The organism is Mycobacterium sp. ZZG (genome assembly GCF_054786995.1).
Genome location: NZ_JBTBFV010000005.1, coordinates 22,940 through 47,735, shown reverse-complemented (window position 1 = coordinate 47,735; position 24,796 = coordinate 22,940). Strand labels below are relative to the sequence as shown.

The window sequence follows — 24,796 nt, the reverse complement described above, 5'->3', positions numbered from 1 at the left end:
TCGCGAGCTTCACTCATGCGCGCTCCGCCTTCTCTTCCCGTGCCGGCGCGGTAGTCCCGGTGCCCTCCACGGCAGTGAGAACCCGCGCCGTCAGCCGTTCGAACTCGTCGCCCCACCCGGAGTTGTCGGTGCGGGCCAGGCCGCCCAGCTCGACGTTCACCGTACCCGCCGGTCCGTCGGTGATCCGCACCCAGACGCGGCGCCGGCGTATGACCAGCGAGACCAGCAGCCCGCCCATCATCGTCATCGAGAACACCAGCACCCAGATCTGGGCGGGGTCGTGGGAGACCTGCAGGTTGACGAACGGGACCGCGCCGTCGAAGCGGATCACGGTGCCGTCTTCCAGGCGGGTGTCCTCGCCGGCCTTGAGGTTGACGCGCGCCATCTTCGTCAGCCGGCCCTGGCCGATCATCCGCTCGTCCAGGGTGAACAGCGACTGGGGCCGGCCGGTGTCCAGACCCGTGTCGCCCTTGTAGATGTCGATGGCGACAGCCGGGTCGTTCATCTCGGGGAAGCGGGATGACAGCAGGGTGCCGTCGAGTTGCGCGGTCGGCGCGAACAGCCCCTGGATCGCGATCTGGCTGCGGCGGCGCTGCAGTTCGTCGGCGTAGGTGCCGCCGGGCGGATCGAAACGCATCGCCCCCGACGACAGGAACGTGATCTGGTCCTCCGGGCGCCACTGCAGAGTCTGCGTGCGGCTCTGCCCGTCCGGGAAGGTCACGGTGAACGTCGGCGCGTAGCCGTGGCCCTGCAGATAGACGCGGTCACCGCCGACCCGGAGCGGCTCGTTGACCTTCAGCAGGTACGGCCGCCAGGTTCCGGTGTCCAGATCGTCGCCGGCCTGGTATTCGATGTTGGCCTGGAAGCCGACTGCCTGCCCGTTCTCCAGGTAGGTGGCCTCGAAGTCATTGACCCGCACGCACATCGGGTACAGCGAGGTGCCGTCGACGGTGTTGCCCGCGCGGAAGGAGTCGAACGCGGCCGGGGATGCCGAGCAGAAGCCGGGGCCGCCGTTGGCGACGACGATGACGTTGCCCTCGTAGCTGAACATCTTTCCAGCGGCGATCGCGACGAGCAGGCCCAGCAGCGAGAAGTGGAAGACGATGTTGCCGAACTCGCGCAGGTAGCCCTTCTCGGCGGAGACCTCTGTCGCGTCGCCGTCGCGACGGGTGGTGCGGCGCCAGCCGCGCAGCGCGCCGTCCACGGCGGCCGCCGCGGCTTCGGCGTCGGCGGCGGGGACCTCCGCGCTGTGGTGCTTGGGTAGTCGGCCGAGGTTGCGCGGCGCCGCCACCGGGGTGGCGCGCAGGCTGCGGACGTGCTCGACCATGCGGGGGGTCAGACAACCCACCAGCGAGACGAACAGCAGCACGTAGATCGCGGTGAACCAGAAGCTGGAGAATACATCGAAGGCCTGCAGCCGGTCCAGCAACGGGCCCAGGGTCGGGCGTTCGGCGATGTACTCGGCGACCTTGGCCTCGTTGAGGTTGCGCTGCGGCAGCAGCGCGCCGGGGATCGCCGCGAGAGCGAGCAGGAACAGCAGCACCAGCGCGGTGCCCATCGACGTCAGGGTCCGCCAGGTGTTGCGGATCAGGGCCAGGAGTCGCATCAGATCGGCAGCCTGACGTCGCTGACGAACGCGTCGCGCACCCAGGACACGAACTCGTTCCACAAACCGGTGACCAGTGCGGTGCCGACCAGGATCATCAGCACCCCGCCGAGCACCTGGATGGTGCGGGTGTGCCGGCGCAGCCAGCCCAGCCCCGCCACCGCGCGCTCCGACCCGAAGGCCAGCAGCACGAACGGAATTCCCAGCCCCAGGCAGTACGCCACAACGAGCACCACCCCACGCGCGACGTTGCTGCCCTCGGTCGCCGACGCCACCGCGATCACACCGGTCAGCGTCGGGCCCAGGCACGGGGTCCAGCCGAGTGCGAACACCGCGCCGAGCAGCGGCGCCCCGCCGAGCGTGGAGATCTGGCGCGGCGTGATCCGCGTGTCACGCTGCAGCACCGGCACCAGGCCGATGAACACCAGACCCATCAGAATCGTGACCACCCCGCCGAGGCGTTGCAGCAGAAGCTGATTGGTGATCAACGTCGTCGTCATCCCGAGCACGGCGACCGTGCCGAGCAGGAACACCACCGTGAATCCCGCCACGAACAGTCCCGCCGCGCCGGCGACCCGCAACCGCGCGCCCTGGATCGTCGTCTGGCCGGCGGCTCCGCCCGGTCGGTCATCGACCCCGACCACCGCCGCGAGGTAGGACAGGTAGCCGGGCACCAGCGGGATCACACACGGCGAGGCGAACGACACCAGGCCGGCCAGCGCGGCCAGTCCCATGGCCAGCAGCAGCGGGCCGCTGGTGGTCAACTGATCGATCTGGTCCAGGTTCATCGTTCCGCCGCCAACCGCTCGACGATGGGCTGCAGGTCCTCGGCGAGCAACTCGCGAAGAAACACCGCCGCCACCCGGTGCTCCCGGTCCAGCACCACCGTCGACGGGATCACCGTGGTGGGATAGCGCCCGCCGAACGCGATCATCGTGCGCATCGGCGGGTCGTAGATCGACGGGAAGGTCACCCCGCGGTCGATGATGAAATCCCGTGGGGCGTCGACGTTGTTGTCGCGCACGTCGATACCGAGGAATGCCACCCCCTGGTCCCGGGTGGCCTCATACACCTTCTGCAGCTGGGTGATCTCGGTGCGGCATGGGCCGCACCACTGTCCCCACACGTTGATCACCACCACCTTGCCCGCGAAATCGTCCAGCGAGATGGTCTTGTCGGGATCCATCAGATCTGGACCGGACAGCGGTCCCGGCGTGCCGCGGTCGCCGGGCGGGTCGTAGAAGATGTCGGTCTGACCGCCCGGGGCGACGAATTCGAAGCTGCCGCCCTGGGCGACGGCATCACTGCCGGTGGCGCATCCGGCGAGCACAGCGGTCGCCGCGCACGCTGCGAACAGCGCACGCATCAGGGCCACCACCCGGTTCACCGCCCGGCCAACTCCGCATACCCCCAGCCGACACAGGTGGCGCCGTGAAAATAGAACGACGTGACCGACGCCAGGTTGCACATCCGCCGGGTCGGGAAATGGTGCAGCGGACGGTCGGTCATCGCGCGGCGCAGCGTCTCGACGGGAAGCTGATGGCTCACGCACACCGCCTCGTGGCCGTCGGCGGCCTCCCTGGCCCGGAACACCGCGCGCTTCATCCGAGTGGCGATCTCGGTGTAGGGCTCCCCCCAGGACGGCAGGCGCGGGTTGCGCAGGTGCCACCAGTTACGCGGATCGCGCAGTGCCCCGTCGCCAGGGGAAACTCGCTGCCCCTGGAAGACATTCGTCGACTCGATCAACTCCTCGTCGGTGTTGATCTGCAGTTCGTGGCGGGCGGCGATGGGTGCGGCGGTCTCCTGCGCGCGTTCCAGCGGAGACGCCACGACGTGGGTGATGTCACGGGAGGCCAACCAGTCCGCGACCGCGTTCGCCTGCGCCCGGCCCCGGTCGGACAGGTGATAGTCGGGCAGCCGGCCGTAAAGGATCTTTTCGGGGTTGTGCACCTCGCCGTGGCGCATCACATGCACCACCGTGTGATTGGTCGTCATGCGGTGGCCTGCGCGGCCGCACGCGCCGCACCCGGCAGGGCGGCGACGATCTTGTCGAATGCGTCGTCGTCGAGAGCCGTTGAAACGAACCAGGTTTCGTATGCACTCGGCGGCGGGTAGACGCCCGCGTCGAGGAGGCCGTGGAAGAACGCCGGGAAGCGCCACGTTTCGGTGGCCCGTGCGGCGGCGAAGTCGGTCACCGGCTCGGCGCCGAAGAACACGCTGAACATGTTGCCCGCCCGCGGGATCTGGTGCGCCACACCGGCTTTGGTGAGCGCATCACCGATCAGGCCGACCAGCCGGTCGGCGTTGGCGTCCAGCGCGGCGTAGGCGGCGTCGTCGGCAGCGCGCAGTGTGGCCAGCCCGGCAGCCATCGCAACCGGGTTACCGGACAGCGTGCCCGCCTGGTACACCGGGCCCAACGGGGCCAGCCGGTTCATCACCTCGGCGCGGCCACCGAACGCCGCGGCCGGCAGCCCGCCGCTCATCACCTTGCCGAAGGTGAACAGGTCGGCGTCCACCGGATCGACGCCGTACCAGCCGGCACGGCTCACCCGGAAGCCCGTCATCACCTCGTCGACGATGAGCAGCGCGCCGTGGGCGGCGGTGATGCGGCGCAGTTCGGCGTTGAACCCGGGCAGCGGCGGCACGGTGCCCATGTTGCCGGGGCTGGCCTCGGTGATCACGCAGGCGATCTCGGCGCCGAAGCGGGCGAACACCTCCTCGACCGCGGGCGCGTTGTTGTACGGCAGCACGATGGTGTCGGCGGCTGCCGCGCCCGTCACCCCTGGAGACGACGGCAGGCCCAGGGTGGCGACCCCCGATCCGGCGTCGGCGAGCAGGGCGTCGCTGTGGCCGTGATAACAGCCGGAGAACTTCACGATCTTGGCGCGGCCGGTGAAGCCGCGGGCCAGCCGGATCGCGCTCATGGTGGCCTCGGTGCCGGAGTTGACCAGCCGGAGCAGTTCGACCGGATCCACGCGGTCGATGATCTCGCGGGCCAGTTCGGACTCCGACGGGGTCGGGGCGCCGAACGACAGCCCGTCGGCGGCTACCCGCTGCACCGCCTCGACGACGGCAGGGTGGGCGTGGCCGAGGATCATCGGGCCCCATGAACACACCAGGTCCACGTAGCGGTTGCCGTCGGCGTCGGTCAGCCAGCACCCCTTGGCCGAGGTGATGAAGCGCGGCGTGCCGCCGACGGAGCTGAAGGCCCGCACCGGCGAGTTGACCCCGCCGGGGATCACCGAGGACGCGTCGGCGAACAACTTCCCGGACAGGTCGGTACTGCTCATGCCGACCAGTGTCCCAGCCGGGCCGAAATCGTCCAACTACAGGGTGTAGTGGTCATCCCGCCGGGGTGAGGGCGAACACAGGATGGTCGGCGTCTGCGGGCAGGCGCCGCCAGTAGCCCTGCACGGCCTTACCCGCCTGCGGGCGATAGACCGCCAGGATGGGCGCCCGCTGCTCCACCGGGATCTCGGTGGCCAGAAACGCCGCACCATCCAGCGTCACCTGCGGATTCGCCCGGACGTTCTTCACCCAGTCCGACTCACCCCGCGTGGATACCAGGTACTTGACGCCGCCGACCTCGGGCACCACCACCGGGATGCGGTGGGGCCGGCCACTACGCCGCCCGGTCACCGTCAGCGTCTGCCCCACCCCGAAGGCCATCGCGAAGCGGTTGAAGATGCGCCTCGTGAACCAGGGAGGCTTCAAGTAAGCCACGACACACGAGTCTGCTCGTCGATGCACATGCGCCGCAATGGCCGATGGCTCAGTTCAGCCAACGGTTACCCGCGCCCGACGGGCCCGCGGGATCTCCAGCGCGGCGTACAACGTCCCGGCGGCCAGACCGCCGGCGAGCCAGGACAGGTCCACACCGCCCAGCGCGGTGGCGATCGGGCCCTGCATCACCGGCACCATCCCGTACATGAACAGCCAGGTGAAGACGATGCCGACCGCGAGGGAGATCAGCGCGCTGGGACGCACGACAGGCAACGCGGATTCCCCCGGCGGCGCGAGCAGCGCCTCGGCGTCGACCTGCCGGCGGGCCACCGCGAACCAGTGCACCAGCATCACCGCCGCCCACGGGGCGAGCCAGCCGACGATCCCGACGAGCCAGGCGTCGATGGTGTGCGCGAAGTCCCCGTTGAGCACGAAATACACCACACACGCCATGGCGACCACGCCGATCACGACGTTGAGCACCCGGCGGTTGACCCGGATGTCGAGCGCCTGCGTGGAGACCGCGCAGGTGTAGATGTTGAGAATGTTGGTGGCCAGCGGGCCGTGCACCACCAGCAGCAGCACCGGGATCGCCAGCACGCCGTAGGCGTCGACGATGATCTCGCCCGGGTCCGACGACGTGCTCAGGGTCGCCAGGGTGGCGCCCAGCGCGCCCAGCCACACCACCGGGATGAACTGGCCCAGCGCGCTCGCGGCGAAGAGCTTGCGGGCCGGCACCGACGTCGACACGAACCGCGAGTAGTCGGCGGCATAGCCCAACCAGGTGATGCCCCACCCGATTCCGATCGCGGTCATGACGGCGGTGATCGCGGCGAAATGCTCGGCCGGCGTCAGCGCGGCATCGCCGGCGTAGCCCCAGTCGACGTCGAGACCGAGCCAGGCCACCCCCGTCATGGCGACCAGCACAGCGACCGTCGGCGGCACCGTCCAGCGCTCGAACGCCGCGATCACCCGGTAGCCGAACCACGCGATGACCACCTGGATGCTCATGATGACGCCGGCCACGATGATGCGTGCGGCGTTGTTGCTCAGACCGGGATCGACCAGGCCGATGCGACCGAGCAGCGCCATCACCAGATCGAGCACGATCCAGGTGTTCACGGCACACCACCCGATACAGACCAGCGCCTGCACGGCGGCGGGGACGTAGGCACCCCGGCGGCCGAATACCGCGCGCGCCAGCACCATTCCGGTGACGCCGGTGCGCTGTCCGATCACGACGAAGATCCCGAACAGCGACATGCCGATCGCGTTGCCGACCGCCAGCACCAGGATCGTCTCGACCAGCCCGAGACCCATCGTCACGCCGAGCGCGCCGAGGATCCAGTTGATCGGGGCGATATTGGCCCCCGCCCAGATCCAGAACTGGCCGCGCAGGTCGGTGGTCTTCGCCGATTCCGGGATGACGGTCAGCTCGGCTTCCAGGTCGTGCTGCCCGTGTGGCGGACCCGGCGGCGCGGGCGCGGTGTCGACTGAGGTCATGGCGACTTCCTGATTCATCGGAGGGGTCGAGTCGCGCCACGCTGCGCCGGTGGATTCATCCTGAGCTCACTTCGATATCCCGGTCCGTATACCGAACCTCAGCAGCTTCTCCACTCTGCTGTGAGTTTCGTCCATGGATCCGGAGTCCGCATCTTTGAGCCTGCTGATCAGCTGCCCACCTGGGTGGATTCGCCGGCCGACGTCGGCGCTGCGGGGCCGGCCGTGGAGCGGCGCCGGGGTTGCGGTGGAAGTCGCCGCCGCGCAAGGAGGATCATGGTGACATGCAGTTGCCGCAGTGGCTGGCGCGGTTCAACCGGCACGTCACCAACCCCATCCAGCGGATGTGGGCGGGCTGGGCGCCGACGATGGGAATTCTCGAACACACCGGACGCCGCTCCGGCCGCCGTTGCCGCACCCCGCTGACGGTGTTCTCGACCGCCGACGGCGTCGCCATCCTGCTCACCTACGGCCCCGACCGGCACTGGCTGAAGAACATCGTCGCTGCCGGCGGCGGCACCATGCGCCGCCACGGCCGATCGTTTGCGGTGGTGAATCCGCGGGTGATGACGAAGGTCGAGGCGGCCCCGTCGGTGACCGGCGTGATGCGGCCGGTGTTCGGGCTGCTGCCGTTCGAACAGGCGGTGCTGCTCGACCGGGGTTGATCAGCGACGCGGGGTGATGCGCGCCCTGATCGGCCCCTTGGCGACCGTGGTCAACGGCACCTCGCACTCGAAATCGTCATCGAGCGACTCGATCCGGCAGGCGCGGACCACGGTGGCGAGCGCCAGCGTGGTCTCCAGCCGGGCGAAGTGCTCACCGATACAGGGGCGTCCCCCGCCGAGGAACGGCAGGAACTGCCAGCGGTCGCGGGCCTTGACGTTCTCCGGGCTGAACCTGTCCGGGTCGAAGGCCATCGGATCCGGCCACAGGGCCGGGTCGTGGTGCAGCCCGTAGAGCCCGAGGGCGACCAGGCTGCCGGCCTCCACCCGGTAGCCGTCGACCGCGATGTCGCTGGTCACCAGCCGCGCCACGCCGGCGGCGGGCGGGCACAACCGCACCGCCTCATGCAGCACCTGAACGGTGTATCCCAACGCCGGCACGTCGTCGGGCGTCAGTTCGCGGTCACCGATCGCGGCGGCCTCCGCCGCGACACGATCCTGGATCTCGGGATGGTGGCCGAGCACCCACAGCGCGTAGGTCAGCGCCGTCGCGGTGGTGTCGTGGCCGGCCAGCATGAAGATCAGCAGGTCGTTGGAGATCTCTTCGTCGGACAGCGGACGGCCCGTCTCCGGGTCGGTGGCCGCGATCAGCGCCTGCACCAGCGGTGCGTCCCGCTGCGGGTCGTGCCGGCACGCCCTGACCATCTCGTCGGTGATCGCGCGCATCGCGTTCACCGCCGAACGGGCCCGCCGACGCGCCGGGGTGGCCAGCCAGCGCGGTGCCCGCACCGGCCGCAACGCGCGGTCAGCGGTGTAGGAGGAGGCCACATGCATGCATCGCGCAATGGTCTCGCCGCGTTCGTTCAGGTCGACGCCCAGCACCGACCGGCCTAGCGACTGCATGGCGACACTGCGGCACTCGGCGTCGAGGTCGACATCGCCGCCGGCGGGCCATCGGTCGACGAATGCCTGTGCGGCCGTGGACATGTGACCGCCGAAGGTGCGCACGCTGAATTTGGTGAACACCGGCGCGAGTGCCCGCTTGCGGGGCCGCCACTGTTCGTTCGGCAACACCCACAGGCTGTCGCCCGCCGTCTGTCGGACCTCGTCGTGGATGATGCAGCGATCCGAGGAGGCGTCGTTGCGCCCCAACACATCTCGCATCCCGGTCGGTGACATCACCGCCACGATCGGCGGCACCAGTTTCCTCGGGCCCAGCTGAATGCGGGTGATCGGACCGCCGGCGTCGCGGATCACCTCCTGGCCGGTGTCGAGCCGCCGGACCAGCTGCGCCAGCTTCCACAGCGGCAGCGGATTGCGCGGGACCAGCGGTAAGCCGGCGACGGCGGTGTCAGTTTCTGCGACCACTGCGGTCACTCCACAGCAACGGGGCACCTCGGCCCTGAGTCATCACGGTGCCGGGCATCACCCGCAACCGGTACGGCGCCAGCCGCAGCACGGCGAAATCGGCGCAGGTCGGGCCGTCGGTCCACATCGGGATGATGGCCGGGTCGTATCCGACCGGAGCCGGCGCCGTCGCGAACTTCTGCCACACCGCGGAGCGGGTGTCGTCGTCGGTGTACCACTCGGTGAGGCACTCGGCCGAGCACGTGTCGTGGTTGGTGGTCCAGTAGCTCACCGACACCTCGGGGTGGGCGGACAGATGGGCGCGCTTGATCGGTGTCGGCACCGTCGCGATCCAGCCGAACAAGTCGGTGCCGTCCCACTCCCAGAGGGGATGCAGGATGCGGGAGCGAGGTTTGCCGTCGTCGTCGACGGTGGCCACCGACGCCCAGACGATCGAGTGCGCCATCTCGACGAAGGCGGGGGCGATCTGATCGAGAGGTGTCACAGCAGTCAGATTAGGCAAGCGGTCTTTGTCCCCGCCGCCGGGACCGTCACTCTTCGAGTTTCTTGCGGAACTCCTCGGTCTTGCGGTACTCGACGTTGCCCTCGTCGGCCGACGTCTCGATCTTGCCCTTGTCCTTGTCGTCGACCCAGTCGGTGACGGACGTTCCGGAGACGGTGCCGCTGCTGCCGGGCAGCGTGGTGGTCTGCAGGTCCTCGGAGTAGGCCTTGGCCATCTCCTTGGCCTTCTCCCGGTGTTCGTCGGTGACCTCAGGCTTCTCCGTGAGCTTCTGGTTCTCCGAATTCGGTGTCTCGGTGACGTGATCGAGCTGGACGTCCGGTGTGTCACCGGACTGACGTTGCTGGGTTTTGTCATCGGTGGTCATGGCTTTCGGGCTGCCCGAAAGTGTGATCTGCGAAACACGGCGTCATGCGGGGACCGACCGCAGCGCCGTGGGCAGGCTCGTCAGGAAATGCCGGCGCGCGAATGCGCGGATGTCGTCGGCTGTCTCCAAGGGCTGCGCGCTGGGCAGCAGCAGCACCATCGCCGCGTACCGCAGGATGGTGTCGGCAAGGTCGTCGACGGCCTCGGCCCCGATGCGGTCGGCGAATCCGGGCGGGAAGATCGTCCGCAACGCCTCGGCCATGCGCTCGATCGCGGCGCGGTGGTGGCGGCCGGCGAGCTCGAGCACGAGTCCGGGTTCATCGGTGATCATCTGGTGCAGCACTCGGTGCCCGCGGAACTTCAGAATCGACAGCGTGAACGCTTCGACATAGTAATTTGATTGCGGCCCAGCCTGTTTCAGCTCGGCCGCGATGTCGGCGAAGAGTCGGACGTTCTCCCGCTCGATGACCGCGCCGACCAGTTCGTCCTTGTTGGCGAAGCGCCGGTAGATGGTGGTGCGGCTGACCCCGGCTCGCCGCGCGACATCGTCGAGGGCGACCCGGCGGAAGCCGTGCCGCTCGAACTCGACGACGGCGGCGTCGAGAATGTGCTGGGTCGCCGAATCAGGGCCGGACATCGGAGCGGGCATACCCCTTCACCGCGTATCCGCTGTAGCGCACGCGCATGGGCAGACGGTCCCAGGCCCAGTTCACCGGCCGCGACCGCCAGAACGCGGCGAAGCGCTGATAGCGGCGTTCCTGCTTGTCGGTCCAGGGCAGCCCGAGCAGGTCCCGCGCCCGCGGCGGCAGCCCTCCGGTGGTCAGGAACGCCGCGAGCGGGTTGAACACCGGAGCCACGAGTCGCCACACCAGCGGGTGCACCGCCTTGGGTTTCGGGAAGCCCTTGGTGACGTAGCCGACGCCGTACCTGGCCGACGGGTGGGCGACGAGGACCTCGGTCATCATCGCGTCCCAGTACTTCTCGAACTCGTCGTAGGTCGCGGGCATGGCGCGGTCGCTGACCCCGTAGCGGCGGTACCAGGTCTTGGACTCCAGCCAGATCTGTTCGCGTTCGGCGCGGGTCAGCCGCTTCACGAAGGTGTCGGCGAAGTAGTAGATCTGCTCGACGAAGGTGGCGTGCGCCCAGAAGTACGTGTCGGGGTCCAGCGCGTGGTAGCGGGAGCCGGCAGCACCGTCGGGGCCGGGCATCTCTCCCTTGACGTGATGGTGGAAATCGCGGACCCGCAGACCCGCATGGTCGTCGTCGGAGCCGTACACCGTGTTGAAGATCGGCGGGATGGTGCGCTTGAGGCGTTCGGCGGTGTCGGCGAAGAACGTCGAGTGGTCGTACACGCCCTGGCCGAGCTCGGCGAGCATGTTCTGCAGCACCGCCGGGCGCGGGCCGATCAGGTACATGCGGTTGTCGCCGAAGTAGCGCCACACCAGGGACCGGGGCCCCAGCGGCAGCGCATCCGGTTCCGCAGCGTCGAGGTGCTCGCTCTTGTCCGCCAACTCGGTCATGAGCAACAGTGTTACAGATTGTGCACTTTGTACCAAGACGCCTGTGGCGAGGGTCACTCCGGTTCGCGAGAGCGCCTTCCTGGTAGTCGAAGGCGGCTCATCACTACCGTGATGGCGGTTTCGCGGCGCCCCCGGCGAGGGGGACCCGGGTATGCGGCCCGCGCAGGCGTGCCACACCGAGGACGGTCAGCACGCCGGCCGCCGTCGCGAGCAGCAGAGACAAAGTCAGCATCGGGGCGTAATAGACCTGCGAGATCGTCGACGGTTCACCGGCCAGCACCGGGCCCACGACCACGTCGCTGCGGGCCGCCAGCCAGCTGAGCACGCAGCCCACCGCCGCGGCGGCCGCCAGCGCCAGCTGCACGACGGCCCACCGGTTCACGACGCGGGCTCCGGCGGAATGCGTTCCTCGACCAGGCTGGTCAGCGCGGCGCGCAGCCGCTGGTGTTTGCGGGCCCACGCCTGGGCGGTGCGGTCGTTGGTCAGGCGCAGACCGATGCCGGTGCGACCGCGGGGCACCCCGGTCAGCTCACCGAGTGCCCGCGCGTACTGCCACTTGGGCGTCTCGGAACCGCTGGCTTCCGGGTAGATGCGCACGATCTCGTCGGTGAGCGTGATCTCGGTGCCCTGCCGTAGCTTCTCGGTGGTCAGCTCCACGGAGGTGTGGATCCGGGCCGCCTTCACCTGGATCGCCAGGAACAGCGACACGAGCACGAAAAACAGGCCTGGCACCATCCACTGGATTCCGTAGCCGGCGGAGAGCTGGATCAGAGCCATCGCGACACCCGCGGCCGGGCCCGCCAGCACCCACAGCCAGCTGGCGCCCTGTTCGTAGAAGAGCACCTCAGGGGTGTTGGAAGATTCGGTCACCGTCGGTCCTCCTGTTGGAACCAGAATCGCGCCGCGGGCTGCACGATGAGCAGCGTCCCGATCAGGACCGGCAGCAATCCGAGCAGGATCAGCGGCTGCGCGACACCCACCCCGAGCGCCAGCACACCGATGACGACCAGCGCCGCGAAAGCCAGAGCCAGCGTCGCCAGCCGGAAGCGGGAGTCGCCGTGCCGGGCGCGACCGGCCAGGAACGCCAACGCGCCGGCCACCAGCACCGCCCCGATACCGGTGAACCGGTAGACAGTCAGGTAGTTGCGCACCTGCTCGTCGGACACCGTCGTCGGGATCGCCGCCCGCGCGGCGTCGTAAGTCGCGGTCGCCGCCATCAGTCCGCCGACGATCATCAGCACCGCGCCGCCGATGAAGCACCAGAACGCCAGATCGACGATGCGCGGCCGGGCGGCGGGGGTGGGCGGGGTCATGGTCGGGTCAGCCTAGCGAATCAGCGGGTGAAGAACTCGTGGGAGTCTTAGCGGTGCAGCAGGTACACGCCGCCGCCGGTCAGTACGGATCCGATGATGACCGACGCGGCGTAGGCCATCGCCGCCGCGGTGGGCCGCTCGACACCGAACAGGTTCGACAGCGAGTACACCACCGACGCGATGGCGCCGGCGGTCAACAGCGTGCGCGCCCAGCGATAACCCTGCCTGAGCAGGAACAAGAACGTGAGCACGACTGCGGCAAGAATCCCGGCGAACACCAGCGACAGCGCCAGCATCAGGCTGTTCGGATGGTCACGGGTCACCAGCAGGTCCAGCACGTAGCTGCCGATCATCAGAGGCAGCGCGACCACCCACAACCAGAACGCCGTGTCGACGTCAGGCGGGCGGGCGGGCGACGGGCCCTCGATTCGGTGCGGCTGCTCGGCCGGACCGGTCACGACAGCCAGCGGGCCACGTCGGCGGCCCAGTAGGTCAGCACGATGTCGGCGCCCGCCCGCCGGATCCCGGTCAACGACTCCAGCACGGACGCCCGCAGATCGATCCAGCCCCGCTCGGCGGCGGCGGTGATCATCGCGTACTCGCCCGAGATCTGATACGCCGCCACGGGGACCGGGGAGAGCTCGGCGGCTTGGCGCACCACGTCGAGGTAGGACATCGCAGGCTTGACCATCACGATGTCGGCGCCCTCCTCGAGGTCGAGGGAGACCTCGTGCAGCGCTTCCCGCACGTTGCCGGGATCCTGCTGGTAAGTGCGCCGGTCGCCCTGCAGGCTGGACCCGACCGCCTCCCGGAACGGACCGTAGAACGCCGACGCGAACTTCGCCGCATAGGCCAGGATCGCGGTGTCGGGGTATCCGGCGGCGTCGAGACCGTCGCGGATCGCGGCCACCTGGCCGTCCATCATGCCGCTCGGCGCCACCACATGGGCGCCTGAATTAGCCTGCGCCACAGCAAGTTCGATGTACCGGCGGTTGGTCAGGTCGTTGTCGACGCGTCCCGCGGCGTCGATCACCCCGCAGTGCCCGTGGTCGGTGAACTCGTCGAGGCAGGTGTCGGCCATCAGCACGGTGTCGTCGCCGAGATCCTTGGCAAGGTCGCGCAGCGCGGTGTTGAGGATGCCGTCCGGGTGGACGCCGACGCTTCCGGTGGGGTCCTTGTCCTCGCCCTTCGGGACGCCGAACAGCATCAACCCGCCCACGCCCGCGCTGACCGCCTCGGCAGCGGCCCGGCGCAGCGAGTCCCGGGTGTGCTGCACGACCCCGGGCATCGAGGTGATGTCTCGGGGTTCGTCGATGCCGTCGGCGACGAACAGCGGAAGCACCAGATGCCGTGGCTCCAGCGTGGTCTGGGCGACCAGCCGGCGCATCGCCGGCGTGGTCCGCAGCCTCCTGGGGCGGTGTCGTGGGAACGCCATGTCAACCTTCCACGAAATCGCATTCCAGCAGCCAAGAGTCGAGTGCCCACCTGCCGGAGTGCATTTTCGGCGAGTTCCTAGCGGCGGCGGCTCTTCTTCCGCGGCGGCGGCAACGCGCCCTCGGCGCGCAGCCGGGCCGCGTGCTCGGCGAGCGCCTCGACCAGCGGGCCCACCGCGGCGACCTCGGGCTGCACGTCCACGCGCAGGCCGAATTCCGCTGCGGTCTCGGCGGTCTTGGGGCCGATGCACGCGACGATGGTGCGCGCGTGCGGCTTACCAGCGATACCGACCAGGTTGCGCACCGTCGAGCTCGATGTGAAGCACACGGCGTCGAACCCGCCGGTCTTGATCATCTCGCGGGTGTGCGCCGGCGGCGGGGCCGCGCGAACCGTGCGGTAGGCGGTGACATCCTCGATCTCCCAACCGAGTTCACGCAGACCTTCGGCCAGTGTCTCGGTCGCGATGTCTGCCCGTGGTAACAGCACCCGGTTCACCGGATCGAAAATCTCGTCGTACGGCGGAAACTCGTCCAGCAGCCCCAACGAACTCTGCTCGCCGGTGGGCACCAGCTCGGGGTTGATCCCGAACGAGCGCACCTTCTCCGCGGTGGCCTGCCCGACGCAGGCGATCTTCACACCGGAGAACGCGCGGGCGTCGAGCCCGAACTCGTTGAACTTCTCCCACACCGCGCGCACCGCGTTGGTGGAGGTGAACACCACCCACTGGAACCGGCCGTCCACCAATCCCTTGACGGCCCTCTCCATCTGGGCCGGGCTGCGCGGCGGCTCGACGGCGATGGTCGGCACCTCGATGGGCAGCGCGCCGTGACCGACCAGTCGGTCGCTCATCTCGCCCGCCTGATCCTTGGTGCGCGGCACCAGAACGGTCCAGCCGTACAGCGCGCGGCTCTCCCACCAGTTCAGCTTCGCGCGGTGGGACACGGTGCGCCCGAGCGTGACCACCAGCGTCCCGGTCAGTGGGCCGGCCGGCTCGGTGACGGCCGGCTTGTCCAGCACGGCCTTGTCGAGCAGGCCGCCCAGCGTGGTCTCGACCGAACGCTGTTGGCACGTTGTCCCATTGGCGGTGACGACCGCCGGGGTGGATTCGGTCAGGCCGTACTCGATGAGGGTCCGCGCCGCCTCGGGAAGGTGTGACGCGGTGGCGTGCAGGATCAGCGGCCCGGGGGCGGCGGCCAGCGCCGCCCAGTCGACGTTGGGATCGCGGACGTCGGCGACGGTGTGCGACGAACCCAGCGGCAGACCGGCATAGGTGGGTACCGCCGAGGTTCCGGGCAGGCCCGGCACGATCTCGAATGTCAGCTGCGTCTTGGCCAGTGCGTTGATCTCGGTGATCACCGAGTCGATCGACAGCGGATCACCGGCGACGAGCCGGACCACGTCCACCCCGGTGCGGGCCTCGGTGGCCAGGGTCTTGGCGACCTCGGCCGGGTCGCCCAGCGCCGGGCGCACATCGGGCCCGCCGGGGATCACGGCGTCCTCGGCGGGCTTGGCACCTTCGGCCGGCCTCGCCACGTCGGCCTCGTTCTCGGCGGGCTTCGCCGCGGCCGCGGATTTCTGCGCCGCGTCGGTGACCGGCGGCAACGGTCCTGACGGCGGCGGCAGCTCCGAGCCCACCAGGGCCAGTACCGCTTCGGGCACGTCGGGGTCGGTGAACACCAGCGCGGCGTTGTTCAGCACCGCACGTGCCCTCGTCGTCAGCAGGCCCGGATCCCCGGGCCCGGAGCCGACGAACGTGATGCGGCCGGGCTTGCCCTTGCGTCCTCGCAAGCTCATCTGTCTCTCCCGCCTTCGTCCAACAAATCGCGCGCTCCCAGCTCGAACAACTCCTCGGCCACCGAGAGCCCCAGCTCCCGGGCCCGATCGGGTGTCCCGATCCCGGACGCGCGGATCACGTCGGATCCGTCCAGCGTCGCCACGCAGCCGCGCAGCGACAGCTCTTCGAAGACGCGGCCGTCCTCATCGATGGACTCGACCACCTCGGCGATCGCGCCCACCGGTGCGGAGCAACCCGCCTCCAGTTCGGCCAGCAGGGTTCGCTCTGCGGTGACCGCCGCCCGCGTGTCGGCGTCGTCGAGTTCTGCCAACACCCGCGCGAGCGCCGTGTCACCGGCGCGGCACTCGACGGCCAGTGCCCCCTGCGCAGGCGCCGGCAGCATCTGTACCGGCTCCAGCGCTTCGGTCACCGCGTCGAGGCGACCGATGCGGGCCAATCCCGCTCTGGCCACCACGATGGCGTCGAGTTCACCGCTGCTTACCCTGTTCAACCTGGTATCTAGGTTGCCTCGTAGGGGGCGGATTTCCAAACCGAGACCCAGTGCTCTAAGCTGTGCCGCCCGCCGCGGGGACGACGTGCCGATCACCGAGCCCGCCGGCAACTCCCCCAGCACCAGTCCGTCACGGGCCACGAGCGCGTCCCGGGCGTCCTCGCGCACCGGGGTCGCCGCGATCACGAAGCGCGGGTCGGCCGCGGTCGGCAAATCCTTGTACGAGTGCACGGCGGCGTCGACGACGTCGTCGGCAATGGCCTCACGCAGCGCGGCGGTGAACACCCCGACACCGATGTCGGCGATGGGCGCGTCGGCGCGGCGGTCCCCTTCGGTGGAGACGATGACCAGTTCGGCGTCATGTCCGGCGGCGATCAGGGCGTCGCGCACGGTTCCGGCTTGGGTGGTGGCCAGCAGGCTCCCCCGGGTGCCGATTCGAATCACGTAATGGCTTTCGGCGGGCCGAGCGTCACTCGGTCTTGTCGAGATCAATTGCATTGGAACCCATGTCATCACCTCCGGCAATGGGTCCCAGTTCGCTGCCGGCGACGGCGTCGACCGCGTGCTGGTCGAGCTCGAACAGCTCACGCAGCGCCTCGGCGTAGCTGTCGCCGCCGGGAGCGCTGGCCAGCTGCTTGACCCGCACCGTCGGCGCGTGCAGCAGTTTGTCGACAACCCGGCGGACCGTGTTGGCAACTTCGTCGCGGTGCCCGGCGTCCAGTCCGGGCAACCGGTTGTCCAGCCTGAGCAGTTCGGCCTCGACGACATCGGCAGCGCGCTGACGAAGCGCGGTGACGGTCGGGGTGACCTCGGCCATACGCTGCCCGGCCAGGTAGTTGGCGACTTCCGCCGCCACGATCGTGCGGGCGGCATCCGCGTCGGTGGCCGCGGCCTTGGCCGTCGGCTCGCGCAGGATGCGCTCCATGTCGACCACGAAAACCCCCGGCAGGCCGGCGACGGCGGGGTCGACGTCCCGCGGCATCCCGAGGTCGCAGATGACCAGGTCTTTGGGCTCCCGCACGTGCGCCAGTCCGCGGTGCACGTCGGCCAGCGAAACCACCGGCCGCACCGCGCCGGTACAGCTGATCACGATGTCGGCGTCGGTGAGCAGCGGCGGCAGGTGGTCGAACGGGTATGCGTCAGCGGCGAGGCCGTACGCGCGGATGTTCTCGGCGAGGCGCTTGCCTCGCGGCAGCGTGCGGTTGACCACGTGGATGCGTTCGACACCGGCTCGCGCCAGATGCTTGGCGGCCAGCGCCCCCATGGATCCGGCGCCGACGACCACCGCGCTGCGGCCGGCCAGCGATCCGACCTTCTGCTCGGCGATGTCGAGGGACACCGAGACGACCGAGGCGCCCGCGGCGTCGATCCCGGTCTCCGAATGAACCCGCTTGCCGACGGCCAGGGCCCGCTGAGACAGCTCGTGCAGGATGCGGCCCACCGAATGGTTGGCTTCAGCGGACGCATAGGCACGCCGGACCTGGCCGAGCACCTGCTGCTCGCCGATGACGGCGGAATCGAGGCCGCCGGCGACGGCGAACAGATGCTCGACGGCCGCTTCGGCGTAGCGCACATAGGCGTACTTGGTCAGATCCTGCAGTGACATCCCGGAGTGCTCGGAGAGCACCTGGCCGATCACCGACAGCCCGCCATGGAACGCCTCGACGACGGCGTAGATCTCCACGCGGTTGCAGGTCGAGAGCACCATGGCCTCGGTGACCAGCGAAGAGCGCAGCACCTCTTCGACGATCTTGGCCTGATCGGATTCGTCGGTGCTCAGTTGCTCGAGAACGGACACCGGCGCGCTGCGGTGCGAAACCCCGAAGAGCAAGACGCTCATGGCTCCCTCACCACGCTCAGCACGACATCAAAGGTAGTCCTTCTCAGCTGGCCTACCAAATTTGCTCTCTCTGCGCTGAAACCGCATTCCACGCGGCAAAACGCGTGCCAACCCGTACCGGAATGCGATTTCGGCGGCGGGATCGTCAGCGCGCGAGGTCCTCGCGCAGCCTCGGCTCGTCGATCTCCCAGTAGCTGTGCTCCGCCCCGTCGAGCAGCACCACCGGAAGCCGGTCGCCGTATTCGGCGCGCAGGCCGCGCTCGCCGGCCGCGGCCGCGACGTCGACGTCCGTCACGGTCAGCACGAAGCCGAGCTCGGCGGCGAGCTCATGCAGCCGCGCCGCGGCGGCCGCGCACATCGGGCAGCCCTGGCGTGTGAGCAACTCCACCTGTCGATCCACCCCGCCAGTATTCCGACCAGGTGACCTAATCTGGTAGCCGTGTCCGTTACCGGGGGATCCGAGGCCGGGGCCGGCAGCCGGGCGCAGAAACTCGCCGGTCAGGTCAGCGCGGAAGTCGCCGCCGAGGGGCTGGCCCGCCCGCTGGAACCGGAGGCCGGCCCGCCGCCGCCACCGCCGGATCTGACCGCGGCCGCGTTCTTCGACGTGGACAACACCCTGGTGCACGGCTCCTCGCTGGTGCACTTCGCGCGCGGCCTGGCCGCCCGTGAGTACTTCACCTATCAGGACCTGGCCCGCTTTGCGTTCGCCCAGGCGAAGTTCCAGCTGACAGGCCGGGAGAACAGCGACGACGTGGCCGCCGGCCGTCGCAAGGCGCTGGCGTTCATCGAGGGACGTTCGACCGCGGAGCTGGTCGCACTGGGCGAGGACATCTACGACGAGATCATCGCCGACAAGATCTGGCCGGGCACCCGGGCGCTGGCGCAGATGCACCTCGACGCCGGCCAGCAGGTGTGGCTGGTGACCGCCACGCCGTACGAGCTGGCCGACACCATCGCCCGCCGGTTGGGGCTGACCGGCGCGTTGGGCACCGTGGCGGAGTCGATCGACGGGGTGTTCACCGGGCGGCTGGTGGGCGATATCCTGCACGGCACCGGCAAGGCGCACGCCGTGCGGTCGCTGGCGATCCGCGAAGGCCTGAACCTGCGCCGATGTACCGCGTACTCGGACAGTTTCAACGACGTGCCGATGCTGTCGCTGGTCGGTACCGCAGTCGCCATCAACCCGGACGCCGACCTGCGCGACCTGGCGCGGGAGCGGGGCTGGGAGATCCGCGATTTCCGCACCGCGCGCAAGGCCGCGCGGATCGGCGTCCCGTCGGCGCTGGCGCTGGGCGCCATCGGCGGCGCGCTGGCGGCCGCGGTGTCCCGCCGCGAAGCCAGGTAGGCTCGCGCCCGCTGACGGCAGAACGGAAAGACTTGGGCATGGCTATCGCTGAAGAGATCATCGGCACCCACTACCGGTATCCCGACTACTTCCAGGTTGACCGCGAGAAGATCCGCGAGTTCGCCCGCGCCGTCAAGGACGAGCACCCGGCCCACCACGACGAAGAGGCGGCCAGGGAGCACGGCTACGACGGCCTGATCGCGTCGCTGACCTTCCTGGCGGTGGCCGGCAGGCGGGTGCAGCAGGAGATTTTCAATCAGTTCGACCTGCCGATCAACATGGAGCGGGTCCTGCACCGCGACCAGAAGCTGATCTTCCACCGCCCGATCCTGGCCGGGGACAAGCTGTGGTTCGACTCCTACCTGGACTCGGTGACCGAGTCGCACGGTGCCGTGCTGACCGAGATCCGCGGCGAGGTCACCGACGACAACGGCGAACGGGTGATCACCAGCATCGTCACCGTGATGGGTGAGGCGGAGTCGGACACCGAGGCCGACGAGTTGACCGCCCAGATCGCGGCGAAGCGGGACGCGGCGGCACTGTCGAAGTTCGTTGCCGGGCACAGCCCGAGAGCGGACTGACCGGGCGGTCAGCCGAAGAAGGTGTTCCGCCGGTTCGCCAGCAGCTGGTACAGCGTCTGCTGAATCGTCTCGCGAACCTGGTCGGTCAGATCGAACGTGACCATCGGGTCGTCGGCCGCGGACTCGTCGTAGCCGGTGGTGTCGATGGGTTCACCGAACTGGATGTGCCACTTCGACGGCAGCGGCACCACGCCCAGCGGACCGGCCAGCGGGAACAGCGGCGTGACCGGGAAGTACGGCAGGCCCAGCAGGCGTGCCATCAACTTCACGTCGGCCATCATCGGGTAAATCTCCTCGGACCCGACGATCGAACACGGCACGATCGGCGCCTTGGTGCGCAGCGCTGCGGAGACGAAACCGCCGCGGCCGAAACGCTGCAGCTTGTAACGGTCCTTGAAGTGCTTGCCGAGGCCTTTGTAGCCCTCGGGGAACACCGCCGTCAGCTCCCCGGCGGCCAGCAGCCGGTGCGCGTCGTCGGTGCACGCCATGGTGTGGCCGGCCTTGCGGGCCGCCTCGCCCACCATCGGCATGTCGAACACCAGGTCGGCGGCGAGCAGGCGCAGGTTGCGATGAGCCGGATGCCGGTCGCGGACGGCGACCTGGGTCATCAGGCCGTCGAACGGCAGCACCCCGGCGTGATTGGCCACCACCAGTACCGCACCCGTCTCCGGCAGGTTCTCGACGCCGCTCACCTCGACCCGGAACCAGGAGTTGAAGAACACTCTCAGCAAAGGCAGAAAGATTGCGTTGGTGAGGTGCGGATCGAAGCCGAACTCATCGACGGGATAGTCACCGGTCACCCGCTTGCGCAGGAAATCGGCGACCGCGGAGATCCGCTGCGCCAGCTCGTTGGGTGTGTCGGCGACACCGGCGCCCGGGCTGGATCCGCGGCGCTGATCGATCTCGCGGACCACCGCGGCGATCTGCTCGGCCGACGCGCGGCGACCGGGATCGTTCAATACCGACGGATGTCGACGAGCCGCGTCGGCGCGCTGAGCCGCGGCACGCCGTTTGTTCGCACTGCGACCTGAATTCGCATGCAGCGGAATGACTTTCGCTTTAGGCTCGCCCGGCAACGTCTTACCTTCTCCCCCAAATCCCCCCGGCCTATAAAACTGAGACGTGAGTTTACCGCCCCCAGCGCTGCGCCGCCGCAACCGCACGATTCTCCACAGCATGTATCCAGCGAGGGTCCACGATCGGTGTCAGACCGCGGCCCCGCACGTAGTCGTCGAAGGCCTCGGCCGTCGTCCACTTCGGGGTGTAACCGAGTTCGCTGCGCATGCGGGTGGTGTCCATGACGCGCCCGTAGCTCAGATAGTCGACCTGCTCCCGATCGAGCTCGGAGTTACGAGTGGCCCGCCATAGCGAATCGACGGCCACCAACGCCGACCGTGGGACGGGCAGCGCCAAACGCCCGGCCCGCCGGATCGCCTGACTCATCATGATCACGCCGGAGGCCCCGACATTGAACGTGCCGGCCTTGCCGGCCATCGTCGCGCGCTCCAGGGCGCCCAGCGCATCCTGCTCGTGCAGGAGCTGCAGCCGGGCGTCGTGGCCGAGCACCGACGGCACCACCGGGCCGGCCAGGTAGCGCGAGAGGGCGGTGTCCATCGCGGGCCCGATCATGTTGGCCAGCCGCAGGATCGTCACCGCGATGTCGGGTCGGCGCCGGCCCAGCCCGCGGGCGTACCCCTCGATGTCGATGCTGTCCCGGGCGAAGCCCTCACCGGGTGGCCTGCGGCGGCTGGAGCTCTCGGTGAACAGCACCGGGTCCCTCGAGCTCGACCCGTACACCTCGGAGGTGGACTTGAGGATGACCCGACGCACCGACGGCGCCTTCTGGCAGGCCGCGAACAACTGGATCGCACCCATCACGTTCAGCTCTTTGAGCGTCGCGCGACCACCCGCCCGCGGCGCGTACGACGCCGCGGCGGCATGCACCACGGTGTCGACCTCGCCGTTGCGGATGACCTTGGCGATGAACGGGTTGCGGATGTCGGCCCGCACGAACTCCGCCCGGCCCATCCGGCGCAGCAGATCCTTGCTCGGCGCGACCGCGTCGACCGCGATCACATGGTTGATCAAGGGGTTCTGCGCCAGCCGGGCGGTCAGATACCCGCCTAGGAACCGGCAGGCGCCGGTGACCAGCACGACCTTCGGGTAGTTCAGACCGTCACGGGTGTTCGAGCCGTCGGCGCCACCCCGGGAACGACTTCCAGAGCGGGCGTCGGAATCCATCCAGACAGCCTAGCGAGCGGGGCGAGGGCCTACTTGCCGAGTTTTCTGCGTTGCACCCGCGTGCGACGAAGCAGCTTGCGGTGCTTCTTCTTCGACATGCGCTTGCGCCGCTTCTTGATGACAGAACCCATGAACTCCGCTACCTAAGTGTGTGTGTAGATCCGTCGGATCTCGTCAGTCTCGACCGGTCACCTTACCTCGCGACCGCGCCGGCGCTGAAATCCCCTTCGGTCGGCGACCGGAGGGGAGCCGCGCCGTATGGCGCTATCCGGCGTCGAAGTACGAGCTTTCCAGCATGTCGTGGACTGCCTTGGCGTGCACCCGGAACGACCGGCCCACGCGCACCGCGGGCAGTTCGCCGTTGTGCACCAGGCGGTAGACGGTCATCTTGCTCACCCGCATCAGGCTCGCCACCTCGGCGACGGTGAGGAACTGGGCACGCTGCTGCTGCCCGTCGCCGGAGCTGGTCTGTCCGGCGTCTCGCGCCGCCTTACCGCCGGCCGAATCCCGCGAAGATGGCCCGTTCATAGACGTCATCGCAACCCAATCAATCAGGCGCGGGCAGTTCCAGCGGCTTCCCCACCGCTGGCACCAACCCGTGCTTACCACCAGGAGAATAGCGTGGCAGGTGTGGTTACTGCGACGGGTGTGGGTTATTCAGTTTCAAATTCCCGAACTACTCGGGTGTAATTCCGAGCTGCTCAGAGCGCGTTTTCGCGGCCTCGACGGCGTTGGCCACCGCGGCCCGCAGCCCGCCCCGTTCGAGTTCGCGCAGCCCAGCGGCGGTGGTGCCGCCCGGGGAGGTCACCGTGGCCCGCAGCTGGGCCGGTGAGGTGTTCATCGCAGCGGCCGGCGCCGCCTCCGCCGCGGCGGCTGCGACATCGAGTTGCTCGAGGAGCATCGCGGCCGAACCGGCCATCGTCTGCACCACCAGGTCGGTGGCCACCGGACGCGAAAGACCGGCGTCTACGGCGGCATCCACGAGCGCCTCGACCATCAGGAAGAAGTAGGCGGGCCCGGAGCCCGACACCGCGGTGACCGCGTCGATCTGGGATTCGGCGACCGTGAGCACACCGCCGACCGCGTCGAACAGCAGCGAAACCTCCTTGAGGTGCTCCGGGGTGGCGAACCGGCCGGGGGCGACCGCGCTGACGCCGCCGCCGACCAACATCGGGGCGTTGGGCATCACACGTACCACCGGCGAACCGGCGGGCAGTCTGTTCTCGTAGAACGCGGTGCTCACCCCGGCCGCGACGGACACCACAACCTGTTCGGCCGCGTCGCTTTCCGCGCGGGCCGCGGTGTCGGCGATGTCGCCGATGACGTACTGCACATCCCCCGGCTTCACCGCGACGACGACGTAGGTCGCGCTGTCCACCGCGTCGGACACCGTCGTCACCAGCACCGAGTACTTCTCGGACAGGTACTTCGCCCGGGCGGGGTTCTGCTCGGCGACGACGAGGTCCTTGACCTGCCTGCCGGCACGCAGCAAGCCCGCGAGCAGCGCCTCGCCGATGCTGCCGCCGCCGATGATCGCGATTCTGGCCATGCCGGACAGCATCGCACGCTGGCGGTGTCAGCCGCGTGGCGGTGTCAGCCGCTCCAAACCCGACTGGCGGTCCCGGCGGCTCAACCGGTCGGCACCATCGCCAGCTGCCGCGTCTGCACGATGATGCGCCCCTCACAGTCGACCACGATGTGGTCCTCGTCGAACCAGTCTTGACCGATCTGCGTGGCGGTGCACATCACGCGCAGCCAGCCGTCGGCCGGCCGGGCCCGCAGATACGCGGTGAGCTGAACCGTTGGCGCCCACCCGAACCGGTTGACCCCGAACGTCACCGGAGCCGACACGTCGCCACACAGCAGCGCGAACAGCACGTCCGGTGCAACCACCTTGGGGCGCACCCAGTATTCGATCACCGGCATCTGCTGATCCGCTCCTCGCGTGCGCGGTCCGCCTTCCGCGCGCCGGTCGAACGTCGTCAGCGACGGCCGGATGTCGCACCCGTGCGCCAGGTGCACGATGTCGGCCATCGAATGGCCGGGGCCGATCGGTGCCAGCCCGGGCGGCGGCTCCGGCGTCATCAGCGGGACCACCGGATTGACCGACAGCAGCGGCGGCACATGGTGTTCCGGGGTGCCCAATGTGATCGCCGCGCGCAGGGCCGTGCGGTCGCCCTGGTTGAGTTCGACGTCGATCAGGCTGACCCGGCGGCCGCGCTTGCGCACGGTGGTGACGAGGTCCATCGGTCCCGGGTCGGGCGCCCACAGGAAGCTGCCCGACACCGCGATGGGCTCCACGTCGGGCTCGGCATTCTGTCGCGGCGCCGAGCCCGCCGCTCGGCCGAACTCGGTGCGTGCGGCATTCGCGCACAGCGCCAGCATCGCGCCGCCGTGCACCTTGGGCCCGATCGTCCAGTGCTCGTTGAGTTCTCCGCGATACACCCCGTCCGCTACAGAGGTCAGGGCCATGGCGTCGGTGAACAGCGTCGAACTCGTCACCGCGGCATCAT

At 69.1% G+C, this 24,796-nt stretch carries 30 protein-coding genes; 3 read left to right on the top strand and 27 right to left on the bottom strand.

Annotation, left to right across the window (positions count from 1 at the left end; genetic code table 11):
- Positions 1-13: 13 nt before the first annotated feature.
- The 7 genes from resB to ACXMYJ_RS04915 are packed head-to-tail and all read right to left on the bottom strand — an operon-like array spanning position 14 to position 6,832.
- Complete coding sequence (resB, locus tag ACXMYJ_RS04945) at positions 14-1,606, bottom strand: cytochrome c biogenesis protein ResB (RefSeq protein ID WP_443187836.1); 1,593 nt, start codon at positions 1,604-1,606, stop codon at positions 14-16.
- Positions 1,606-2,394: a cytochrome c biogenesis CcdA family protein gene (locus tag ACXMYJ_RS04940; RefSeq protein ID WP_260756885.1), complete on the bottom strand. Its 789-nt coding sequence runs from the start codon at positions 2,392-2,394 to the stop codon at positions 1,606-1,608. The genes resB and ACXMYJ_RS04940 overlap by 1 nt, the downstream gene beginning before the upstream one ends.
- A complete protein-coding gene (locus ACXMYJ_RS04935; protein WP_443187902.1) occupies positions 2,391-2,972 on the bottom strand; it encodes a TlpA disulfide reductase family protein in 582 nt (193 codons plus the stop codon). Before ACXMYJ_RS04935 ends, ACXMYJ_RS04940 begins: the two co-directional genes overlap by 4 nt.
- Positions 2,973-2,989: 17 nt before the next feature.
- Positions 2,990-3,601 carry a histidine phosphatase family protein gene (locus ACXMYJ_RS04930; protein WP_260756883.1) on the bottom strand — a complete coding sequence of 204 codons (612 nt, stop codon included), beginning with the start codon at positions 3,599-3,601 and terminating at the stop codon, positions 2,990-2,992.
- Positions 3,598-4,896, bottom strand: a complete 1,299-nt coding sequence (gene hemL / locus ACXMYJ_RS04925) for a glutamate-1-semialdehyde 2,1-aminomutase (RefSeq protein WP_443187835.1) — start codon at positions 4,894-4,896, stop codon at positions 3,598-3,600. Before hemL ends, ACXMYJ_RS04930 begins: the two co-directional genes overlap by 4 nt.
- A gap of 52 nt (positions 4,897-4,948) precedes the next feature.
- Entirely contained in the window at positions 4,949-5,329 is a 381-nt protein-coding gene (locus tag ACXMYJ_RS04920) for a nitroreductase/quinone reductase family protein (protein ID WP_443187834.1), read from the bottom strand.
- Positions 5,330-5,383: 54 nt separating this feature from the next.
- Positions 5,384-6,832: a cytosine permease gene (locus ACXMYJ_RS04915; RefSeq protein ID WP_443187833.1), complete on the bottom strand. Its 1,449-nt coding sequence runs from the start codon at positions 6,830-6,832 to the stop codon at positions 5,384-5,386.
- 281 nt (positions 6,833-7,113) lie between these two features.
- Between ACXMYJ_RS04915 and ACXMYJ_RS04910 the strand changes: the two genes are divergently transcribed.
- Positions 7,114-7,494: a nitroreductase family deazaflavin-dependent oxidoreductase gene (locus ACXMYJ_RS04910; RefSeq protein ID WP_443189052.1), complete on the top strand. Its 381-nt coding sequence runs from the start codon at positions 7,114-7,116 to the stop codon at positions 7,492-7,494.
- Here ACXMYJ_RS04910 and ACXMYJ_RS04905 read toward each other — a convergent pair whose 3' ends face one another.
- From ACXMYJ_RS04905 to ACXMYJ_RS04840, 14 genes are all read right to left on the bottom strand, one after another.
- The gene (locus tag ACXMYJ_RS04905) at positions 7,495-8,859 is read right to left on the bottom strand and encodes a cytochrome P450 (protein WP_443189053.1); all 1,365 of its coding nucleotides are present in this window, start codon (positions 8,857-8,859) and stop codon (positions 7,495-7,497) included. It abuts the gene before it with no gap.
- On the bottom strand, positions 8,843-9,343 hold the full coding sequence (locus tag ACXMYJ_RS04900) for a pyridoxamine 5'-phosphate oxidase family protein (RefSeq protein ID WP_443189054.1): 501 nt from the start codon (positions 9,341-9,343) through the stop codon (positions 8,843-8,845). The genes ACXMYJ_RS04905 and ACXMYJ_RS04900 overlap by 17 nt, the downstream gene beginning before the upstream one ends.
- A 46-nt stretch (positions 9,344-9,389) precedes the next feature.
- Positions 9,390-9,725, bottom strand: coding sequence for a hypothetical protein (locus tag ACXMYJ_RS04895; RefSeq protein WP_260756875.1), 336 nt, complete (start codon positions 9,723-9,725; stop codon positions 9,390-9,392).
- 42 nt (positions 9,726-9,767) lie between these two features.
- Positions 9,768-10,361: a TetR/AcrR family transcriptional regulator gene (locus ACXMYJ_RS04890; RefSeq protein ID WP_260756874.1), complete on the bottom strand. Its 594-nt coding sequence runs from the start codon at positions 10,359-10,361 to the stop codon at positions 9,768-9,770.
- Positions 10,348-11,244 carry an oxygenase MpaB family protein gene (locus ACXMYJ_RS04885; RefSeq protein ID WP_260756873.1) on the bottom strand — a complete coding sequence of 299 codons (897 nt, stop codon included), beginning with the start codon at positions 11,242-11,244 and terminating at the stop codon, positions 10,348-10,350. Before ACXMYJ_RS04885 ends, ACXMYJ_RS04890 begins: the two co-directional genes overlap by 14 nt.
- Positions 11,245-11,347: 103 nt before the next feature.
- Positions 11,348-11,626 carry a hypothetical protein gene (locus tag ACXMYJ_RS04880; RefSeq protein ID WP_460354363.1) on the bottom strand — a complete coding sequence of 93 codons (279 nt, stop codon included), beginning with the start codon at positions 11,624-11,626 and terminating at the stop codon, positions 11,348-11,350.
- A complete protein-coding gene (locus ACXMYJ_RS04875) occupies positions 11,623-12,114 on the bottom strand; it encodes a DUF3093 domain-containing protein (RefSeq protein WP_260756871.1) in 492 nt (163 codons plus the stop codon). Before ACXMYJ_RS04875 ends, ACXMYJ_RS04880 begins: the two co-directional genes overlap by 4 nt.
- Positions 12,111-12,557 carry a hypothetical protein gene (locus tag ACXMYJ_RS04870; protein WP_260756870.1) on the bottom strand — a complete coding sequence of 149 codons (447 nt, stop codon included), beginning with the start codon at positions 12,555-12,557 and terminating at the stop codon, positions 12,111-12,113. The genes ACXMYJ_RS04875 and ACXMYJ_RS04870 overlap by 4 nt, the downstream gene beginning before the upstream one ends.
- A gap of 47 nt (positions 12,558-12,604) precedes the next feature.
- Positions 12,605-13,015, bottom strand: coding sequence for a hypothetical protein (locus ACXMYJ_RS04865; RefSeq protein WP_443189056.1), 411 nt, complete (start codon positions 13,013-13,015; stop codon positions 12,605-12,607).
- Positions 13,012-13,992, bottom strand: a complete 981-nt coding sequence (gene hemB / locus ACXMYJ_RS04860) for a porphobilinogen synthase (RefSeq protein WP_443189057.1) — start codon at positions 13,990-13,992, stop codon at positions 13,012-13,014. The genes ACXMYJ_RS04865 and hemB overlap by 4 nt, the downstream gene beginning before the upstream one ends.
- 77 nt (positions 13,993-14,069) lie before the next feature.
- On the bottom strand, positions 14,070-15,785 hold the full coding sequence (locus tag ACXMYJ_RS04855) for a bifunctional uroporphyrinogen-III C-methyltransferase/uroporphyrinogen-III synthase (protein ID WP_443189058.1): 1,716 nt from the start codon (positions 15,783-15,785) through the stop codon (positions 14,070-14,072).
- Positions 15,782-16,720 (bottom strand): hydroxymethylbilane synthase, encoded by a 939-nt coding sequence (hemC, locus tag ACXMYJ_RS04850; RefSeq protein WP_443189059.1) that lies wholly within the window; start codon positions 16,718-16,720, stop codon positions 15,782-15,784. Before hemC ends, ACXMYJ_RS04855 begins: the two co-directional genes overlap by 4 nt.
- Before the next feature lie 25 nt (positions 16,721-16,745).
- Positions 16,746-18,116 carry a glutamyl-tRNA reductase gene (locus ACXMYJ_RS04845; RefSeq protein ID WP_260756863.1) on the bottom strand — a complete coding sequence of 457 codons (1,371 nt, stop codon included), beginning with the start codon at positions 18,114-18,116 and terminating at the stop codon, positions 16,746-16,748.
- 145 nt (positions 18,117-18,261) lie between these two features.
- A complete protein-coding gene (locus ACXMYJ_RS04840; protein WP_260756862.1) occupies positions 18,262-18,516 on the bottom strand; it encodes a glutaredoxin family protein in 255 nt (84 codons plus the stop codon).
- Positions 18,517-18,555: 39 nt separating this feature from the next.
- Here ACXMYJ_RS04840 and ACXMYJ_RS04835 point away from each other — a divergent pair, with 39 nt between their 5' ends.
- Positions 18,556-19,461 carry an HAD family hydrolase gene (locus ACXMYJ_RS04835; RefSeq protein WP_260756861.1) on the top strand — a complete coding sequence of 302 codons (906 nt, stop codon included), beginning with the start codon at positions 18,556-18,558 and terminating at the stop codon, positions 19,459-19,461.
- A 38-nt stretch (positions 19,462-19,499) separates the two neighbouring features.
- Positions 19,500-20,042 carry an FAS1-like dehydratase domain-containing protein gene (locus tag ACXMYJ_RS04830; RefSeq protein ID WP_443189061.1) on the top strand — a complete coding sequence of 181 codons (543 nt, stop codon included), beginning with the start codon at positions 19,500-19,502 and terminating at the stop codon, positions 20,040-20,042.
- Between the two features lie 8 nt (positions 20,043-20,050).
- On the opposite strand, the gene ACXMYJ_RS04825 is transcribed toward ACXMYJ_RS04830, so the two are convergent.
- The 6 genes from ACXMYJ_RS04825 to ACXMYJ_RS04800 all read right to left on the bottom strand — a co-directional run bounded on the left by ACXMYJ_RS04825 (position 20,051) and on the right by ACXMYJ_RS04800 (position 24,785).
- The gene (locus tag ACXMYJ_RS04825; protein ID WP_460354357.1) at positions 20,051-21,118 is read right to left on the bottom strand and encodes a lysophospholipid acyltransferase family protein; all 1,068 of its coding nucleotides are present in this window, start codon (positions 21,116-21,118) and stop codon (positions 20,051-20,053) included.
- A gap of 52 nt (positions 21,119-21,170) precedes the next feature.
- On the bottom strand, positions 21,171-22,283 hold the full coding sequence (locus ACXMYJ_RS04820) for an SDR family oxidoreductase (RefSeq protein WP_260756858.1): 1,113 nt from the start codon (positions 22,281-22,283) through the stop codon (positions 21,171-21,173).
- A gap of 29 nt (positions 22,284-22,312) precedes the next feature.
- Positions 22,313-22,414: a 30S ribosomal protein bS22 gene (locus ACXMYJ_RS04815; protein ID WP_003402602.1), complete on the bottom strand. Its 102-nt coding sequence runs from the start codon at positions 22,412-22,414 to the stop codon at positions 22,313-22,315.
- A 133-nt stretch (positions 22,415-22,547) separates the two neighbouring features.
- Entirely contained in the window at positions 22,548-22,820 is a 273-nt protein-coding gene (locus ACXMYJ_RS04810; RefSeq protein WP_260756857.1) for a helix-turn-helix domain-containing protein, read from the bottom strand.
- Between the two features lie 139 nt (positions 22,821-22,959).
- Complete coding sequence (gene proC, locus ACXMYJ_RS04805) at positions 22,960-23,832, bottom strand: pyrroline-5-carboxylate reductase (protein ID WP_260756856.1); 873 nt, start codon at positions 23,830-23,832, stop codon at positions 22,960-22,962.
- An 80-nt stretch (positions 23,833-23,912) separates the two neighbouring features.
- Complete coding sequence (locus ACXMYJ_RS04800) at positions 23,913-24,785, bottom strand: thioesterase family protein (protein ID WP_260756855.1); 873 nt, start codon at positions 24,783-24,785, stop codon at positions 23,913-23,915.
- Positions 24,786-24,796 lie beyond the last annotated feature (11 nt).

What these genes read in the sequence shown, in the direction of transcription:
- resB (WP_443187836.1), bottom strand. Translation starts at nt 1,606, where the DNA reads ATGCGACTCCTGGCCCTGATCCGCAACACCTGGCGGACCCTGACGTCG.
- ACXMYJ_RS04940 (WP_260756885.1), bottom strand. Translation starts at nt 2,394, where the DNA reads ATGAACCTGGACCAGATCGATCAGTTGACCACCAGCGGCCCGCTGCTG.
- ACXMYJ_RS04935 (WP_443187902.1), bottom strand. Translation starts at nt 2,972, where the DNA reads ATGCGTGCGCTGTTCGCAGCGTGCGCGGCGACCGCTGTGCTCGCCGGA.
- ACXMYJ_RS04930 (WP_260756883.1), bottom strand. Translation starts at nt 3,601, where the DNA reads ATGACGACCAATCACACGGTGGTGCATGTGATGCGCCACGGCGAGGTG.
- hemL (WP_443187835.1), bottom strand. Translation starts at nt 4,896, where the DNA reads ATGAGCAGTACCGACCTGTCCGGGAAGTTGTTCGCCGACGCGTCCTCG.
- ACXMYJ_RS04915 (WP_443187833.1), bottom strand. Translation starts at nt 6,832, where the DNA reads ATGACCTCAGTCGACACCGCGCCCGCGCCGCCGGGTCCGCCACACGGG.
- ACXMYJ_RS04910 (WP_443189052.1), top strand. Translation starts at nt 7,114, where the DNA reads ATGCAGTTGCCGCAGTGGCTGGCGCGGTTCAACCGGCACGTCACCAAC.
- ACXMYJ_RS04895 (WP_260756875.1), bottom strand. Translation starts at nt 9,725, where the DNA reads ATGACCACCGATGACAAAACCCAGCAACGTCAGTCCGGTGACACACCG.
- ACXMYJ_RS04890 (WP_260756874.1), bottom strand. Translation starts at nt 10,361, where the DNA reads ATGTCCGGCCCTGATTCGGCGACCCAGCACATTCTCGACGCCGCCGTC.
- ACXMYJ_RS04885 (WP_260756873.1), bottom strand. Translation starts at nt 11,244, where the DNA reads ATGACCGAGTTGGCGGACAAGAGCGAGCACCTCGACGCTGCGGAACCG.
- ACXMYJ_RS04870 (WP_260756870.1), bottom strand. Translation starts at nt 12,557, where the DNA reads ATGACCCCGCCCACCCCCGCCGCCCGGCCGCGCATCGTCGATCTGGCG.
- hemB (WP_443189057.1), bottom strand. Translation starts at nt 13,992, where the DNA reads ATGGCGTTCCCACGACACCGCCCCAGGAGGCTGCGGACCACGCCGGCG.
- ACXMYJ_RS04855 (WP_443189058.1), bottom strand. Translation starts at nt 15,785, where the DNA reads ATGAGCTTGCGAGGACGCAAGGGCAAGCCCGGCCGCATCACGTTCGTC.
- ACXMYJ_RS04845 (WP_260756863.1), bottom strand. Translation starts at nt 18,116, where the DNA reads ATGAGCGTCTTGCTCTTCGGGGTTTCGCACCGCAGCGCGCCGGTGTCC.
- ACXMYJ_RS04830 (WP_443189061.1), top strand. Translation starts at nt 19,500, where the DNA reads ATGGCTATCGCTGAAGAGATCATCGGCACCCACTACCGGTATCCCGAC.
- ACXMYJ_RS04820 (WP_260756858.1), bottom strand. Translation starts at nt 22,283, where the DNA reads ATGGATTCCGACGCCCGCTCTGGAAGTCGTTCCCGGGGTGGCGCCGAC.
- ACXMYJ_RS04815 (WP_003402602.1), bottom strand. Translation starts at nt 22,414, where the DNA reads ATGGGTTCTGTCATCAAGAAGCGGCGCAAGCGCATGTCGAAGAAGAAG.
- ACXMYJ_RS04810 (WP_260756857.1), bottom strand. Translation starts at nt 22,820, where the DNA reads ATGACGTCTATGAACGGGCCATCTTCGCGGGATTCGGCCGGCGGTAAG.
- proC (WP_260756856.1), bottom strand. Translation starts at nt 23,832, where the DNA reads ATGGCCAGAATCGCGATCATCGGCGGCGGCAGCATCGGCGAGGCGCTG.